Source organism: Streptomyces sp. Pv4-95 (assembly GCF_045782725.1).
Lineage (GTDB): Bacteria > Actinomycetota > Actinomycetes > Streptomycetales > Streptomycetaceae > Streptomyces.
In genome coordinates this window covers 618,148-634,739 of sequence record NZ_CP127172.1, presented here as the reverse complement: position 1 = coordinate 634,739, position 16,592 = coordinate 618,148, and the positions used below count along the sequence as shown (strand labels likewise).

Annotated in this window: 15 protein-coding genes; 8 read left to right on the top strand and 7 right to left on the bottom strand. The window is 71.9% G+C overall.

Going from position 1 to position 16,592, the window contains the following annotated elements; genetic code table 11:
• Positions 1-15: 15 nt before the first annotated feature.
• The 7 genes from QOM21_RS03005 to QOM21_RS02975 form a co-directional block, all read right to left on the bottom strand.
• Positions 16-1,446: an aminobutyraldehyde dehydrogenase gene (locus QOM21_RS03005; RefSeq protein ID WP_407547942.1), complete on the bottom strand. Its 1,431-nt coding sequence runs from the start codon at positions 1,444-1,446 to the stop codon at positions 16-18.
• Positions 1,439-2,752, bottom strand: coding sequence for a flavin monoamine oxidase family protein (locus QOM21_RS03000; RefSeq protein ID WP_407547941.1), 1,314 nt, complete (start codon positions 2,750-2,752; stop codon positions 1,439-1,441). The genes QOM21_RS03005 and QOM21_RS03000 overlap by 8 nt, the downstream gene beginning before the upstream one ends.
• A gap of 46 nt (positions 2,753-2,798) precedes the next feature.
• Complete coding sequence (locus tag QOM21_RS02995) at positions 2,799-3,923, bottom strand: ABC transporter ATP-binding protein (RefSeq protein WP_407547940.1); 1,125 nt, start codon at positions 3,921-3,923, stop codon at positions 2,799-2,801.
• A 4-nt stretch (positions 3,924-3,927) separates the two neighbouring features.
• Positions 3,928-4,773: an ABC transporter permease gene (locus QOM21_RS02990; protein WP_407547939.1), complete on the bottom strand. Its 846-nt coding sequence runs from the start codon at positions 4,771-4,773 to the stop codon at positions 3,928-3,930.
• The gene (locus QOM21_RS02985) at positions 4,770-5,591 is read right to left on the bottom strand and encodes an ABC transporter permease (protein ID WP_407547938.1); all 822 of its coding nucleotides are present in this window, start codon (positions 5,589-5,591) and stop codon (positions 4,770-4,772) included. Before QOM21_RS02985 ends, QOM21_RS02990 begins: the two co-directional genes overlap by 4 nt.
• 82 nt (positions 5,592-5,673) lie before the next feature.
• Positions 5,674-6,807: a spermidine/putrescine ABC transporter substrate-binding protein gene (locus QOM21_RS02980; RefSeq protein WP_407547937.1), complete on the bottom strand. Its 1,134-nt coding sequence runs from the start codon at positions 6,805-6,807 to the stop codon at positions 5,674-5,676.
• 147 nt (positions 6,808-6,954) lie between these two features.
• Positions 6,955-8,106, bottom strand: coding sequence for an aromatic ring-hydroxylating oxygenase subunit alpha (locus QOM21_RS02975; RefSeq protein ID WP_407547936.1), 1,152 nt, complete (start codon positions 8,104-8,106; stop codon positions 6,955-6,957).
• A 362-nt stretch (positions 8,107-8,468) separates the two neighbouring features.
• On the opposite strand from QOM21_RS02975, the gene QOM21_RS02970 reads away from it, so the two are divergent.
• The 8 genes from QOM21_RS02970 to QOM21_RS02935 all read left to right on the top strand — a co-directional run bounded on the left by QOM21_RS02970 (position 8,469) and on the right by QOM21_RS02935 (position 16,591).
• The gene (locus QOM21_RS02970) at positions 8,469-8,879 is read left to right on the top strand and encodes a hypothetical protein (protein WP_407547935.1); all 411 of its coding nucleotides are present in this window, start codon (positions 8,469-8,471) and stop codon (positions 8,877-8,879) included.
• Positions 8,876-10,162, top strand: coding sequence for an NADH-ubiquinone oxidoreductase-F iron-sulfur binding region domain-containing protein (locus QOM21_RS02965; RefSeq protein ID WP_407547934.1), 1,287 nt, complete (start codon positions 8,876-8,878; stop codon positions 10,160-10,162). The genes QOM21_RS02970 and QOM21_RS02965 overlap by 4 nt, the downstream gene beginning before the upstream one ends.
• A gap of 11 nt (positions 10,163-10,173) precedes the next feature.
• A complete protein-coding gene (locus QOM21_RS02960) occupies positions 10,174-10,365 on the top strand; it encodes a ferredoxin (RefSeq protein WP_407547933.1) in 192 nt (63 codons plus the stop codon).
• A 2-nt stretch (positions 10,366-10,367) separates the two neighbouring features.
• Positions 10,368-12,455, top strand: a complete 2,088-nt coding sequence (locus QOM21_RS02955; protein WP_407547932.1) for an acetate--CoA ligase family protein — start codon at positions 10,368-10,370, stop codon at positions 12,453-12,455.
• Between the two features lie 32 nt (positions 12,456-12,487).
• Positions 12,488-13,660 carry an acyl-CoA dehydrogenase family protein gene (locus QOM21_RS02950; protein WP_407547931.1) on the top strand — a complete coding sequence of 391 codons (1,173 nt, stop codon included), beginning with the start codon at positions 12,488-12,490 and terminating at the stop codon, positions 13,658-13,660.
• 52 nt (positions 13,661-13,712) lie between these two features.
• A complete protein-coding gene (locus QOM21_RS02945; protein WP_407547930.1) occupies positions 13,713-14,885 on the top strand; it encodes an acyl-CoA dehydrogenase family protein in 1,173 nt (390 codons plus the stop codon).
• 125 nt (positions 14,886-15,010) lie between these two features.
• Positions 15,011-15,877, top strand: coding sequence for a 3-hydroxybutyryl-CoA dehydrogenase (locus QOM21_RS02940; RefSeq protein WP_407547929.1), 867 nt, complete (start codon positions 15,011-15,013; stop codon positions 15,875-15,877).
• 102 nt (positions 15,878-15,979) lie between these two features.
• Positions 15,980-16,591, top strand: a complete 612-nt coding sequence (locus QOM21_RS02935) for a TetR/AcrR family transcriptional regulator (protein WP_407547928.1) — start codon at positions 15,980-15,982, stop codon at positions 16,589-16,591.
• Position 16,592 lies beyond the last annotated feature (1 nt).

The window sequence follows — 16,592 nt, the reverse complement described above, 5'->3', positions numbered from 1 at the left end:
CAGCAAGGCCCGGCTTCAGAGCATCACATGCTTGGCCTGGGTGTAGTCCAGCAGGCCCGCCAGGGACAGATCGCTGCCGTAGCCGGAGTGTTTGACTCCGCCGTGCGGCATCTCCGACACCGTGGTGCCGTGGGTGTTCACCCATACGATCCCGGTGTGCAGCGCCCGGGTGGCCCGCATCGCCAGGTCGTGGCGCGTGGTCCACACACTGGCCGCCAGGCCGAACCGGACCCCGTTGGCCAGCCGCAGCGCCTCCTCCTCATCGTCGAAGGACTGCACGGTGACCACCGGGCCGAAGATCTCCTCCTGTACCGGTTCGTCGCTCTGGCGCAGCCCGACCACCACGGTGGGGGAGTGGAACCAGCCGGGCCGCTCGGGCGACTTCCCTCCGGTCACCACCTCGGCGTGGCTCGGAAGTCGATTCAACAGCCCTGCTACGGAGGCGAGTTGGGTAGCGCTGTTGACCGGGCCGTAGTCGGCGGGTTCCTCGGGACCCGCGGTGCGCAGTGCTTGCGCGCAGGCCGTGAACGCGGCCACGAACGCGTCGTGCACGCGCCGGTGTACAAGGAACCGGGTGGGAGCGGTGCAGTCCTGCCCGGCGTTGTAGTACGCGACGGCCGCGAGCTCCGCAGCGGTGGCCTCGACGTCCACGTCGTCGTGGACGATGACCGGGGCGTTGCCGCCCAGCTCCAGGTGCACGCGCTTGAGGTCCGCCGCGGCCGCGGCGGCGATCTCCTGGCCGGCCCGCACGCTGCCGGTGACGGCGACGAGGCGGGGCACCGGATGCGCGGTCAGGGACCGGCCGGTGTCGCGGTCGCCGCAGATCACGTTGAGCACGCCGGGCGGCAGGTGTTCCGCGGCTGCCCGGGCCAGTACCCCCGACGACGACGGGGTGCTGTCCGCGGGCTTGAGGACGCTGGTGTTGCCCGCCGCGAGGGCCGGTGCGACCTTCCACGCCGCCATCATCAGCGGATAGTTCCAGGGCGTGATCTGTGCGCAGACACCGACCGGTTCCCGCCGGAGCAGCGAGGTACGGCCCTCGGTGTACTCGGCTGCCACCGCACCCGGCAGGTTGCGTGCCGCCCCCGCGAAGAAGCGGAAGGTGTCGATGACCGCGGGCAGTTCGTCGTTGCGGAACTGGTCCGGCTGCTTGCCGGTGTCCCCGACCTCGGCGGCCACCAAGGCGTCGGCGTGCTCCTCGATCGCGTCGGCGATCCGCAGCAGGGCCTGCTGCCGCTCCGCGGGGGTGGTGAGCGACCAGCGGTCGAAGGCCGTCTCCGCGGCCCGGCAAGCCGCGTCCGTGTCGGGAGCCCCGGAGCGGGGAGCGCTGCGGTGCACCGCCCCGGTGGCGGGGTTGACGAGATCCATCGTGGCGCCGGAGGCTGCCGGGCGGTCGGCTCCCGCGATGTGGTTGAGGACCGGGGGGAGGGCGTTCGTCTCAGCCATGGCGCAGCACCGCCTGTGCCGCTTCCCGGCCGGTGCGTACCGCGCCTTCCATGTAGCCGGCCACCCACTGGTCGGATCCGCACACGTAGAAGGGCGGTTCATGGGTGCCGTGCAGGGGCCCGACGCCCATGACGTCACCGGGGTTCCAGTGCGTGACGTAGCCCTGGGTCCACGGATCGGTGCCCCACATCCGCAGGGCGGACATGAACGGCTGGTGGGCCTCGTCGCCGTAGAGGCGGGCGATGTCGCTGAGCAGCTCGTGGTCGCGCAGTTCGGCCGGCATGCCCAGCAGCACCCCGTAGCGCTCGGGAGGTATCAGGGCGGAGAGGATGCCCTCGCTCTGCGGCCAGGTGCTGCCGAGCACGCCCTCGCACTCGGACAGACCGTTGAGGTCCAGGCTGCGCCAGAAGGGCTTGTCGTAGGCCACCGCGAACTTGGCGGCGACGGCCTGCCGCTGGCGGTGCAGCGAGGCGAGGCGGGCCGCGGAGACGCCGGTGACGGCGACCGAGCGGAGCGGGCCGACCGGCAGGGCGCTGACCACCGCATCCGCGGTCAGCGTCGGGCCGTCGGTCAGGCGGACCCGGCAGCCTCCCGGTCGCACCGTCACTTCGTCGACGGGCGCTTCGAGACGGATGCGCCGGCCCAGTTGCTCGGCCATGCGCAGGGCCACGGTCGCCGACCCCTCCGCGACGCGCAGCCCCTCCCAGTCCTCGTACGCATAGGCGTCGTCACCGGGGACGGCGGCGTGCTTGCGGAGCGCGGCCAGCAGGGAGGTGCGTTCACAGGACCCGCTGGCCAGGGCGAGCTGGCCGATTTCCCAGAGCCGTACGACCGCGGGGCTCGCTCCTTCGGAGCGCAGCCAGGCTCCGACCGACAGGCGGTCGAGGGCCTCCGCGTGCGGGTGGGACCAGGGGTCCTGCGGGTCGACGGTGCGTGCAAGCGCCACGAACGCGGCGGCGGCACGGCGGTGGCCGGCCTCGTCGCCGGGGCCGAACCAGTGCGGCGGGTCCCCGGCCGACACGCCTTCCGCCGTGGCCCTGGCCATCCGGCCGGGTTCGGCGACGTAGCTGGGGACGAGGGTGAGGCCGAGTTCTGCAGCGAGCGCGAGGTAGGCGGTGTGGGCCCGGCCGACCACCTCCCCGCCGAGCTGTACCAGCCGGCCGTCGGGCAGCACGGTCTGCTCGACCCGTCCGCCCACCCGGTCGCGGGCTTCGAGTATGAGGACGTCGGCGCCGGCCGCGTGCAGGTCCCGTGCCGCGGCGAGGCCGGCGAGGCCGGCGCCGAGCACGATGACATCGTGATTCATGAGGGCGTTCCTTCGCTGTGGGTGGGCGGCTGGAGGTGGGCGCCGGTCAGTCCAGGACCAGGCAGTGCTCGGGCTTCCAGCCGATCTCCACGCTTTCGCCGCCGCTCCAGCGGTCCTCCATGCGGGAGCGGTAGGTGTTCTGCTCCAGTACGGACACCGTGACGCCGGGGGCGAGTTCGATGAGATAGGTGGTGGTCGGGCCGGAGTAGACGGTCTCCCGCACCACGCCGTTCACCAGGGCCATGCCCGGTTCGAAGTCGGAGAGCCAGATCTTCTCGGGCCGGATCGACAGGCTGACGCTGCTGCCGTCGGGGACGCCGGTGCGCACACCCACCGGCAGCGCGGGGCCGCAGTCGAGGACCACCTCGCCGGAGCGATAGGTGCCGGGCACGAGGTTGGAGGTGCCCATGAAGGACGCCACGAACTGGTTGGCGGGACGTTCGTAGACATCCTCCGGGGGGCCGCACTGCTCGACGCGGCCCTGGTTCATCACCGCCACCCGGTCCGACATGGTCAGCGCCTCGTCCTGATCGTGCGTGACGAAGACGAAGGTGATGCCGACCTCGCGCTGAATCTGCTTGAGCTCGACCTGCATACGCCGCCGCAGCTTCAGGTCGAGCGCCGCCAGCGGTTCGTCGAGCAGCAGGACCTGGGGGCGGTTGACGAGGGCGCGCGCCAGGGCGACCCGCTGGCGCTGCCCGCCCGAGAGCGTGCCGGGCTTGCGGCCGCCGAGGTCGCCGAGCTGCACCCGGTCCAGCATGGTGGCGACCCGTTCGCGGATCTCGGCCCGGGGGACGCCCTTGCGCTTGAGGCCGAAGGCCACGTTGTCGGCCACCGACAGGTGGTCGAAGAGGGCGTAGCTCTGGAAGACGGTGTTGACGTTGCGCTTGTCGGGCGGCAGCGCCGTCACGTCCTCACCGCCCAGCAGGACGACGCCGGCGGTGGGGTCGGTGAAGCCGCCGATCATCCGCAGCGAGGTGGTCTTGCCGCAGCCGGACGGGCCCAGCAGGGAGAAGAACTCGCCGGGTGCGATGTCCAGGGAGAGGTCCTTGACCGCGAAGGATCCACCGTAGTTCTTGCTGACGTTGTCGAGCCGGACGGCGGGCGGTGCGTCGGCCGGGGCCGCCGCGTCGGAGGGGATGCCGTCGGAGGGGGAGTCGGAGGAGGTCATGGCGTCACTTCCCGGAGAGCAGGTCGAGGCCGCCGCGGCGGCCGAACAGACGCGGGATGGCCAGCGCGAGAGCGATCAGGCCGATGGAGCCGGCCAGCATCAGCGTGCCGACGGCGTTGATGGTGGGCTGCACGCCGAACCGGATCGCGGAGTAGATGCGGACGGACAGCGGCTGGGGGTCGACGCCGGTGGTGAAGTACGCCAGCACGAAGTCGTCGAAGACGAGGGCGAAGACGAGCACCGCGGCGGCGAGGATGGTGGGCAGCAGGGCGGGCAGCGTGACCAGGCGCAGGGCCTGCCAGCGGGTGGCCCCCAGGTCCATGGCCGCCTCCTCGACCTCCGGGTTGAGAGCGGCGATCCGCGAGCGCAGGATCACCGTCACGTAGGAGATGGAGAAGGTGATCTCCGCGAGCATCACCGTGCCCGAGGAGAGGGTGATGTCCATGCCCTTGAACAGGAGCATCGCGGCGACGCCGGTGACGATCTCCGGGGTGATCAGCGGGACCAGCATGATCAGGCCGGCCATGGACCCGAGCCGGGTACGGCTGCGCACCAGGCCCAGGGCCAGCGCGACGCCGAGGATCACCGAACCCGCCATCGCCACGAGGGAGACCCGCAGGCTCATCCCGAGCGACTCGATCAGCACGTTGTCGTGGAAGAAGGCCGTGTACCAGCGGAAGCTCAGGCCCTTGAAGACGGTGAGGGACTTCTGGGCGTTGAAGGAGAAGAGGACGACCACCCCGATGGGGAGGTAGAGGAGGAGGAAGAAGGCGGCGGTGACCGCGAGTGCCAGCCGGGGCCTGCGGTCGGTGCCGCGGCGGTGCCGCCGGTGCGGGGAGCGCAGCGTCATCGGGTGGCCTCCGCCTCGTCCTTGCGGGTGCGTCGCAGGTAGCCGAGCATCCCGATGAACAGCACCGCCATCATGAGCATGGTGAGGGCGGAGCCCAGGGGCCAGTTCTGGCCCTGGAAGAACTTGTCCTGGATCAGATTGCCGATCATGATCTGGTCCGGGCCGCCCATCAGCTGGGCGCTCACGAAGTCCCCCATGGCGGGCAGGAAGACCAGGACGGCGCCCGCGGCCGCGCCCTGCCGGGTCGCGGGAAGGGTGACGAAGAAGAAGGTCCGCAAGGGGCCTCCGTAGAGGTCGCGACCCGCCTCGATCAGCGAGAGGTCCATCCGTTCCAGTGCCGCGTACAGCGGGATGATCATGAAGACGATGAAGCCGTAGACGAGTCCGGCGATGACACCGACACCGCTCTGCAGAATCTTGGTGCCGTCATCGGCCAGCCCGACGGCCCGCAGTGCCTTCAGCACGGGTCCGCCGTCGGACAGCACCACCGACCAGCCGTACATCCGCACCAGGTAGTTGGCGAAGAACGGCACGACGATCGCGGCGATCAGCAGATTCTTGAACCGTCCGCCGTGCAGGGCGATGGAGTAGGCGACGGGGTAGGCCACCACCAGGCAGACGGCGCAGGCGATCAGCGAGAAGACCAGGGAGCGCAGCAGCACGATGCGGTAGGCGGGGTCGGCCATCGCCGCGATGTTGTCGAAGTTGAGCCCGAAGCGGGGGTTGCCGAGGGGGTCGGTGGTGCCCAGGGCCAGGGTGGCCACCAGGATCAGGGAGGCGATCAGGAAGCCGGTCATCCACAGGGTGCCGGGGAGCATGAGCCAGGTCCACAGCCGTGTGCCGGAGGCCGAGGGCCCGCGTGGCGGCCGGGGAGACCCGGAGGGGGAGCGCTGTGCCATGTCAGCCCGCTTTCACGTGGGTCCAGGCGGTGTCGCGGGCCTGTTCGCCCTTCGAGGAGGCATTGCGGAAGAAGAGGTCGGCCTTGAGGTCGTCGGGGGCGACCAGGCACTGTGGGAACGGCTTCACCAGGGCGGCGTAGACGTCCTCGCTGCCGCCGACCGGCATGGGGTAGCCGATGTACCGGATGTTCTTGCGCACGTTCTCGGGTCTGAGCATGTAGTCGATGAAGAGCATCGCCGTCCCGGGGTGGCGGGCGTTGGTGGGTATCGCATAGCAGTCCGAGTTGATCGGCGCGCCCTCCCGTGCCACCTCGAAGCCGAGGACGGAGGGGTCCTTGGCCTGGCCGAGCATGGCGGCCATGTCACCGCTCCACGCCTGCGTCATCGCCGCGTTGCCGTTCAGCAGGTTGTTGTAGCTGTCGCTGGAGAAGCCGCGCAGCCGGGGGCGGAGGCTCTGCAGCGTCCTGGTGATCCGGCCGAGATCGCGTTCGTCGGAGGTGTCGACGTCGAGGCCGAGCTTGAGCGCGGCCATGCCGAGGACCTCGTCGCGGTCGTCGAGGACGAAGACGCGCCCCTTGGCCCGGTCGTTCCACAGGTCGCCCCAGGATCCGGTGAGGCCGTCGCCGATCTTGTCCTTGCGCCAGCCGATGCCGGTCTTGTACATGGTGAACGGGACCGTGTGCGCGGAGCGCCGGTCGTACCAGGGATCCGCGAAGTAGTCGTACTTGTCGAAGACGGCATCGGCGTGGCGCAGCCGGGAGTGGTCGATACGGCGCAGCCGACCGCCGTCGGCCAGCCGCTGCGCCCACTTCGCGGTGGGAAAGATGATGTCGTAGCGGTTGCCGGCGTTGAGCTTGGCGGTCATGCCCTCCATCGAGTCGAAGTTCGACTGGATGACCTTGACGCCGTACTCCTTCTCGAAGCCGTCGAAGACGGCCGGGGCGACGAAATCTGCCCAGTTGAAATACACCAGGTCGCCGTCGGGCTTGACGTCGATCGGCGCGTCCGGGTCTCCGAAGGCGTTCCGGCTCTCCGGCAGGAAGCCGCAGCCTGCGACGCCGAGGCCGAGGGCCGCGGTGGCGCCTGCGCGCAGAAAGCCGCGTCGGGACGGTGGTGGGTGTGCCTCGGGGGACATCGGTGTCCTCTCCGTAGGGGGTCAGCGCTGCTTCAGGGGGGTGGTCGCGGGGGCGCGGAAGGCCCTGTCCTTCGCGCGGAACCAGACGGCCGCGGCGCGGTGCGGTGCGCGCCGGGGATGCTCGGGCAGTCGCCTCACCGGGGCGGTTCAGCGCACCGCGTCGCCCAGGTCGGCGCGTACCCGGTCGGCGAACCAGCCGACGGCGGCCTCCCGGCGGGACAGGGGGCCCGGCTCGAAGCCCGGCGTACCGAGGCCCTTCTGCACACGGGCCACCAGTTCGGCGTCTTCGTCATTGGTGATCCAGCCGATGTGGATGTTGAGGCGACGGGCGAGCCGGGTCCGTGGGCCGGTCCCGCGGCGGGTGTAGAAAGCGCCGGGAACGGCCACCCGGTCGACGGCCGTCGGGATGGCGGTCCAGGCAAGCACATGGTCGGGGTAGAAGTCGATGAGTGTGTTGGGGTAGATCACCGCGTACCGCCAGATCCGCCGGTCGGCCTCGGTAAGACCCGGCATGGGGGACGCGACGCGCTGGTAGAGCCGCTCGGCCCAGTTCGAGGAGGGCTTGTCGCGCAGCGGCGAGGCGAAGAGCACGTAGGACTCGGCGATCTCGCTGGTGTAGCCCTGGTAGTCGAGCAGCCGCATCAGCCCGGGGTGGGCGACCGGGACGTGGTAGCCCTCCAGGTAGTTGTCGACCGCGACCTTCCAGTTGGCCTCCTGGACCTCGGCGCCGGCCAGGTCGTGGATCCGGCTTCGGCCCACCGGGACCAGATCGGTCCCGGCGTAGTGGCCGACGGCCTCCGCCAGCCCGGCGCACTGCTCGGCGAGCGGTACGGCGTCCGGGGCGAGGTTGCAGAAGACGAACCCGAGGAACGACTCGACCCGGACCGGGAAGAGGCCGAGCGACGGCTTGTCCAGGCAGGGGATCTGCCGTGCCTCCGGCGCGCCGACCAGGCGCCCGTCGAGCTTGTAGGTCCAGCCGTGGTACGGGCACCGGATGGCCTTGCCGGCCGGCTCGGGGGCGGTGACCAGGCGGGTTCCGCGGTGCCTGCACACATTGAGGTGGGCGGCCAGGCCGCCGTCCTCGGTGCGTACGACGAGGACCTCGCGGTCGGCGACGGCGGCGGCGAGCCGCGCCCCGGGGCCGGGGAGATCGGATTCATGGCAGACCAGCTGCCAGGACTTGGCGAAGATGTGCCGGGTCTCCGCGGTGGCGGTGGCCGGGTCGGTGTAAAGGCGGCCGGGCAGTCCCTGGCCGGGGGTGTCCTGAGGGGGCGGTGCGGTGGTGGCTTCGGGGTGCATCGGGTGGCTCCTCCATGCCGCACGGGGCGAGGGGAACGAGGCGGCCCGGACGCGGTGGGCGGCCCGTCGTCGACGTATCGGATCCCGTGCTGACTAATTGGTCAGTCAGATTGCTGGCGGGTTTCGGGGAAGTCAAGACTTGTGTCCTGACTAATTGATTAGTTAGTTTAGTGCTCTCGCTGCTCCTGGCGCTCCGCCACGGTGAAACGCCGGCAGTGAGCGGGCGCGGTGCGTCCCGGTCCCCCGGCCGACACCCCGCAACGGCACACCCCTTCCGGCACCGAGCCACGGGCAATGCCCCGCACCCCGACTCCCCGATCCGCGCCGTGCCGGCCACCCCCACTCCTTTCCCGGAGGCACGCATGAGCGGTCGTCGGAGCCTGGTCTGGCTCGGGCTCACCCCCGAACCCGAACGGGAACTGCCCGTCACCGTCGCGGCACTGCGCACCGCCGTACGGCGTGCGGCCGACGCGCCGGAGGCGGCGACGCGAGCCGAGCGGCGGCGCGTCGAGCGGCTGGTCATGCACGGCACCCAGCGCGGCTGGCTCCGCTACCTCGCCGAGGTGACCGGCCTCGTCACAGCGGTCGCCGGCGGCACCCGCCCCGGCGACCGGCAAGCCGCCCTGCTCGCCGCGGAAGTCGTGCTCGACCACCACCGCATGCTGATCGGCCTCCCCGGACCGGGATACGGCCGCACGGCAGCCGACCGCACAGCCCTCGAAAGCGCGGTACGCGCCCTGCGCGCCGCCCCACCGGACGGAGACCGAGGATGACCGGCATCGCCTCCCTGATACCGCAGGGCACCCCTTCCGCGCTCGGCGTCACACCGGGCATGACGGAAGACGCCGAGGCGTACGCGGCCACCGGCGGCTACCGCGACACCGTCGGCGCGGCCGAACTCCTCGACCGGATCGCCGGCGCCGGACTGCGAGGCCGGGGCGGCGCCTGCTACCCCACCGCCGCCAAGCTCCGCGCCGTCCGCGACGCAGGCCGCCGGCCCGTCGTCGTCGCGAACGGCGAGGAGGGCGAGCCCGGTTCGGTCAAGGACCGCTGGCTGCTGCGGGCCCGGCCCCACCTGGTCCTCGACGGGCTCGCACAGGCCGCCCGGATCACCGGCGCCGAACGCGGCTACGTCTACCTCTCCGACGACACGGCGGCCGAACGGGTCCGCCGCGCACTCGCCGAGCGGGCACCGCACCTCCCGGTGGAGATCGTGCACACCCCGCACACCTACGTCGCGGGGGAGGAGACCGCCGTGGTGCGCCGGATCGACGGCGGCCCCGCCCTCCCCACCGCCAAGCCGCCCCGGCCGTACGAGCAGGGCGTCGGCGGCGCACCCACCCTCGTCACCAACGTGGAGACCCTGGCCCGCATCGCCCTCCTCGCCGTACGACCTGACCTCGGGCACCGCACGGCACGCAGCACCCTGCTGACGCTCGCCGGCGGCGACGCGGACCCGCTGCTCGCGGAGGTGCCCTACGGCCGCACTCTGCGGTCCCTGGCGCAGGCCCAGGGCGCCCCAGAGCCCGCCGGAGCCCTGCTGGGCGGCCTGTTCGGCGGGCTGATCGGGCCCGGCTCCCTCGACCTCGTGCTCGACCCCGACGCCCTCGCGGCCGCGGGCGCGGCACTGGGCTGCGGAGCGATCCGCTTCCTCGGCCCTGACGAGTGCCCGGTCTCCCTCGCCTCCGCCGCCCTCAGTCATCTCGCGGCCGAGAGCGCGCGGCAGTGCGGCATCTGCGTCGCGGGCACCGGCGCGATCCGCGAGGCCGTGGCCGCCCTCACCACAGGCACCGCGACCCCCGACATCACCGTGCGGCTGGAGCGCTGGTCCACCTCGCTGCCCGGCCGCGGCGCCTGCGGTCTGCTCGACGCCGCGGCAGGCACCGCGGGCAGCCTGCTGCGGTCCTTCCCCCACCTCGTCCGCTCCCATCTCGACGCCCCCTGTCCGGCCTGCGCCGCATCCGCCGGATCCGGCGACCGGCTCACCGTGGCCGTCCCCGGGGTGGCCCTCCCTGCCGTCGCCCACCGGCGAACCTCCGCCCCCTGCCCGCGCTGAAAGGAACACCCGTGAAACTCCTCCTCGACTCCACCCGCTGCCAGGGCTACGGCCTCTGCCAGGAACCCGCCCCCGACCTCATCGACCTCGACGAGTGGGGCTACGCCACCGTCGTCGCCGAACCCGCGCCGGGCGCCCCCGAGGACGCCGCCCGCGCCGCAGCCGAGTCCTGCCCCAACTCCGCGCTCAAGTTGGAGAGGTAACCATGGGACGTGATCTGTCGGCCCTGTTCGACCCCAAGTCGGTCGCGGTGGTCGGAGCCAGTGACGACCCGGCGAAGTACGGCCACGCGGTCGCCGCCCAGGCGCTGCGGGCACCCGACCGCCGCCCCGTCCACCTGGTGAACCGCCGTGGCGGCACGGTCCTGGGGCGCACCACCGCCCCCTCGCTCGCCGCGATCGGCGAACCCGTCGACCTCGTGGTGATCTCCGTGCCCGGCCCCGGCTTCGAGGCCGCCGTCGACGACGCACTGGCCTGCGGAGCGCGTGCTCTCGTCGGTATCACCGCGGGCTTCGCCGAGACCGGCCCGCTGGGGCTGGCCCGCCAACAGGCGATCGCCGAGCGCGTACGCGCCGCGGGAGCGGTGCTCGTCGGGCCGAACTGCCTGGGCATCGCGGACAACACCACGGAGCTGTATCTCGCCTCCGACCGCTTCGCGCCCGGTGGCATCGCGCTGCTGAGCCAGAGCGGCAACCTCGCCCTCGAACTCCAACTCCGGTGCGCCCCGCACGGCCTGGGCTTCTCCCGCTTCGTCTCGCTGGGCAACCAGGCCGACGTCACCCTCGTCGACCTCGTCGAGGACGCCGCACGGCACGACGACACCCGGGCCATCGCCGTCTACGCCGAGGACTTCGGCGACGGCCGTGCCTTCGCCGAGGCGGCGGCCTCCGCGGGGAAGCCGGTGGTCCTGCTCACCGCGGGGCGGGGCACCGCCTCCGCCCGCAGCGCCCGGTCCCACACCGGTGCCCTGACCACCTCGGCCGATGTCGTCGCCGCGGCCTGCCGGGACGCGGGTGTCCACCTGGTCGCCACTCCCCACGAGATGACCGTCGTCCTCGCCGCACTGCACGCGGGACGGCGCGCCACCGGGCGCCGTACCGCGGTGTGCACCGACGGCGGCGGTCACGGAGCGATCGCCGCGGACGCCGTCGAGGCGGCCGGGCTGGACGTACAGGAACTCGGCGGCGCCGCACAGGAACAGCTCAGCACGCTGCTGTGGGAGCAGTCCGCGGTCGGAAACCCGGTCGATCTGGCCGGGATGGGCGAGCAGAACCCGCACTCCTACGGCGACACCGTGACCGCCCTGCTCGGCATGGACGAGGTCGACTCCGTACTCCTGACCGGGTACTTCGGTGGCTACTCCGCGGCGACCGGTGGCCTGGGAGGCCCGGCGGCCGACAGCGGCACCAGCGGCGGCGGGAGCGCACTCGCCGCCGGTGAGCTGGAGACGGCACACCAGATGGCCGGGCAGGCGGCCAGGGCGGACAAGCCCTTCGTGGTGCAGTCGATGTTCCCGGACGCTCCCAGCTGCCGGACGCTCGTCGAGGCGGGCATACCCGTCTTCGCGTCGACCGAGGACGCGGCCAGGGCGCTGGCGGCCATGACCGTGCCCGAGGCCGCCGGACCGGCCGGTGTACGCCTGCTGCCACCGGCGGCGCCGCCGGTCGTCGATGTCGGCTACCACGCAGTGCGCGCGCTGCTGAGCGCCGCCGGAGTGGCCTTCCCGGAGGCCCGGGAGATCACCGACGAGGCCCAACTGCTCGCCGCCGCCGACGCGTTCCCCGGCCCGTACGTCCTCAAGGCCCTGCACCTCCTGCACAAGTCCGACGCGGGCGGGGTGGCCTTGGGGCTGCCGGACCGGGCCTCCCTGGTCACGGCCTACCGGGAGATGCACGCCCGGCTCGGCGCGTCCTCCTACTCGGTGGAGGCGATGGCCGATACGACGGACGGCGTCGAGCTGATCGTGGGGGTCAACCACGATCCCCGGTTCGGCCCGGTCGCCATGGTCGGCCTCGGCGGAGTGCTCACCGAGGCACTGCACGATGTCGCGTTCGCCCTGGCGCCCGTACCGGCCGAGCGTGCCGAACAACTGCTGGCCGGACTGCGAACCTCCGCCCTTCTCAAGGGAGTTCGGGGACGTCCCGCCGTCGACATCGCGGCCGCGGCGGCCGCCGTCGAACGCATCACCACCTTCGCCGCCGCCCACCCCGAGATCACGGAGATCGAGGTCAATCCGCTGCTCGTCCGCCCGGACGGCGCCCTCGCCCTCGACGCCCGCGCGCTACTGGCCTGACACCCGCCCCGCCCGCCGTCCCGGAGGACACCATGGACTTCCGCTACACACCCCGACAGGCCGATCTCAAGGCCCGCGCCGCCGCCTACACCGAGCTGCTGTATCCGTACGAGAACCAGTCCGAGGAGGCCGGCGGACCGCTGCCCGCCGAAACCGTCCGCGAGCTGACCCGGGCCGCGATCGACGCGGGGGTCTACGCCATCAACATGCCCGAGAAGTGGGGCGGCCCCGGACTCTCCCTGCTCGATCAGGTCATCGTCGAGGAGGAGTTCGGCAAGGTCACCAACTGCCTGTGGGACATTCCCTGGCGGCCGGCCAACGTACTGGCCTACGGCACCGAGGCCCAGCGGGAGAAGTATCTGCTCCCCGTCATCCGCGGTGAGCGCTTCGACGCCTTCGCGGTGACCGAGCCGGGCGCCGGCTCGGACCCGGGGTCGGGCACCAGCACCGCCACCCGCACCGAGGGCGGTTGGCTGCTCAACGGCGAGAAGTGGTTCGTGACCTGCGGCGACATCGCCGACTTCCTGCTGGTGCAGGCCGACGCGGGCCCCGAGCGGGCCGCCACCCTCTTCTTCGTCGACAAGGAGGCGCCGGGCGTACGGATGACCCGGGTGCCGCGCTTCATGCACTCCGCCGTGAACGGGCACCCGGAGTTCACCTTCACCGATGTCTTCGTCCCCGACGACGACGTCCTCGGCGGCGTGGGCAACGGCTACGAGCTGACAAAGGAATGGTTCACCGACGAGCGGCTGATGATCGCGGCCCGTACGACGGGCGCCGCCGAGCGGGCCCTTCAACTGGCCCGCGACTGGGCGGTGGAGCGCAAGCAGTTCGGGTCCGCGATCGCGGACTTCCAGCTGGTGCAGGGGATGCTGGCGGACTGCGCGGTGGACATCGCGGTCAACCGCGCCTACACCCACCAGGTCGCCTGGGAGGCCGATCAGCCGGGCGTCGACCCCAAGGCACTGCACGCCAAGGCATCGACGGCGAAGCTCGCGGCGAGCGAGGCGGCGGGCCGGGTCATCGACCGCTGTGTGCAGATCTTCGGCGGCCGGGGCTACGACCGTTCCTACCCCGTCGAGCGGCTCTACCGGGAGCTGCGGGTGGACCGGATCTGGGAGGGCACCTCCGAGATCCAGCGCCTGATCATCGCCAACGAGCTCATCAAGCGCGGCACCCGCGCCCTCAACCTGCCGCTGTCCTGACCCGTCGCCCGACCACCGGACCACGGTCCGCCACCACCTTTTGAGGACTGACATGGACTTCCGTCTCACCCCCCGCCAGGCGGGCCTCAAGCGCACCGCGCGCGAGCTCACCGAAACCCTCACCGCGTACGAAGTCGACTGCGAGGAGAACAACGGCCTGCCGCCGGAGGCGCACGCGGAGATCCGCGACGCCGTGCTCGGCAGCGGTCTGCAGGCCGTCAACATGCCGCAGGAGTGGGGCGGCGCCGGGCTCACCATCCTGGAACAGGCCATCGTCCAGGAGGAGTTGGGGCAGCTCACCGGAGCACTGTGGGACACCGTGTGGCGCCCCGCCAACGCCCTGCGCTTCTGCACACCCGCACAGCGCGAGCGCTACCTCGAACCGGTCATCCGCGGCGAGCGCCGCGACTGCTACGCGGTGACCGAGCCCGGCGCCGGTTCCGACCCGCAGAACCTGGCGACCACGGCGACCAGGACCGCCGACGGCTGGCTGCTCAACGGCGAGAAGTGGTTCGTCACCGTCGGCGACCACGCCGACTTCATGATCGTCCTTGCCGCGGCAGGCCCGGACCGGGAGCCGACGCTGTTCCTCGTCGACAAGGACACGCCGGGCATCGAGATGACCCGGGTGCCGCGGTTCATGCACACCTTCGTCTACGAGCACCCCGAGTTCACCTTCACCGACGTCGCGGTGCCCGAGGACGCGGTGCTCGGCGGGATCGGCAAGGGCTACGACATCACCCGGTCCTGGTTCACCGAGGAGCGGCTGATGATCGCGGCCCGTACGACGGGCGCCGCCGAGCGGGCCCTGAGGCTGGCTCGTGACTGGGCGGTGGAGCGCAGGCAGTTCGGCTCGCCGATCGCGGACTTCCAGCTGGTGCAGGGGATGCTGGCGGACTGCGCGGTGGACATTGCGGTCAACCGCGCGTACACCCACCAGGTCGCCTGGGAGGTGACCGAGGGCACCGTCGACCGCAAGACCCTGCACGCCAAGGCGGCCATCGCCAAGCTCGCGGCGAGCGAGGCGGCGGGCCGGGTCATCGACCGCTGTGTGCAGATCTTCGGCGGCCGGGGCTACGACCGCTCCTACGCCGTCGAGCGGCTCTACCGGGAGCTGCGGGTGGACCGGATCTGGGAGGGCACCTCCGAGATCCAGCGCCTGATCATCGCCGGTGAACTGGTCAAGCGGGGCACGGGCGTACTCCAGATGCCCGTCGCCGACTGACCCTTTCCGGCGTGTCCCGTCCCCCTGGCCGGGACACGCCGGACCCGCCCCGCACGCACCACCCGGTGTCACGGGGCGGCGGCCGAGACCCCTCGGCCGCCCGGCACACCGACCAAGGAGGACCGATGCCCACCAGCGCTGTCGAACGGATCGGGATCGTGGGTTGCGGCCTGATGGGCTCCGGCATCGCAGAGGTGTGTGCCCGGGCCGGCCGGGACGTGATCGTCGTCGAGACCGGACGTGCCGCCGCGAACGCCGGCCTGCGCCGGCTCACCGGATCCCTCGACCGCGCCACGGCCGCCGGAAAGCTCTCCGCCCAGGACCGCGACGCGGCGCTCGCCAAGATCACCCTCACCTCGGACCTGGAGGCGCTGGCCGACCGCGACCTGGTCGTCGAGGCCGTCGCGGAGGACGAGGCGGCGAAGGTGGCCGTGTTCGGACGACTGGACGCGACGGTACGGCGACCGGACGCGATCCTGGCGACCAACACCTCCTCCCTGCCCGTCATCCGGCTCGCCGCCGCCACCGCACGGCCCCAGCAGGTCATCGGCCTGCACTTCTTCAATCCGGTGCCGGTGCTGCCGCTCGTCGAGCTGGTGCCCTCCCTGCTGACCGGCGAGGACACCACCCGCAGGGCCCGGTCCTTCGCCGCCGACGTGCTCGGCAAGGAGGTCGTACAGGCCGCGGACCGCGCCGGATTCATCGTCAACGCGCTCCTCGTCCCGTATCTGCTGGACGCGGTGCGGATGGCCGAGTCCGGCGCGGCCTCCGCGGCCGACATCGACCGCGGCATGCGGCTGGGCTGCGCCCACCCGCTGGGGCCGCTCGCCCTGGCCGACCTGATCGGCCTCGACACGACACGGGCCATCGCCGAGTCGCTGTACGAGGAGTTCCGCGAGCCGCGCTACGCGCCTCCGCCGCTGCTGGACCGGATGGTCGAGGCGGGCCTGCTCGGCCGCAAGTCCGGACGCGGCTTCCACACCTACCGATGACCGGCCCTGCGGCGGGGGACGGCTGAAGGCGATGCGGGAAGATGGCACGAGACGGGCCAGTGGGCCCGCAGGACCTGTACCGATATCCCGGGGAGCAGTCACGTGACCAAGGACGAACGCACTCTCGAAACGCGGGAGCGGATCCTCTCCGCCGCGTGCGAAGTGATCGCCGAGGTCGGCTTCGAAAAGATCCGGATGCGCATGGTCGCCGAGCGCGCGAAGGTCTCGACGGCCCTGCTGCACTACCACTTCGAAAACCGTGAGCGGCTCTTCGCCGAGGCGATGACCCACTCCTTCGGGCAGACCGGCACGGAACTCGAACGGGACGCCGACACGGTGCCCGCCGCGGTCGTCCTGGCCCGCATCCTGCACAACATGCTGCCCACGGACGCCGAGCTCCGGCAGGACTGGCGGCTGTGGCAGGAACTGTGGGTCAGGGCCCTGCGCGACGAGACGGCCCAGAGCCTCGCCGTCGACCTCTACGACCAGCTGCACGCCTGGATCGGCCAGGCGCTGCGCAGGGGCATCGAGGCCGGTGAGTTCGCCGACTGCGACGTCGAGGCGACCAGCACGCTGCTGCTCGCACTGAGTGACGGCTTCGGCATCCGCCTGATGCTGGGCGACCCGCGCATCGACCTGCCGACGGCCCAGGCGGCCATCTGGCGTGCCGTGGCGGGGACGCTGGGCGTGCCGGAATCCTTCCCGGAGATCTGAC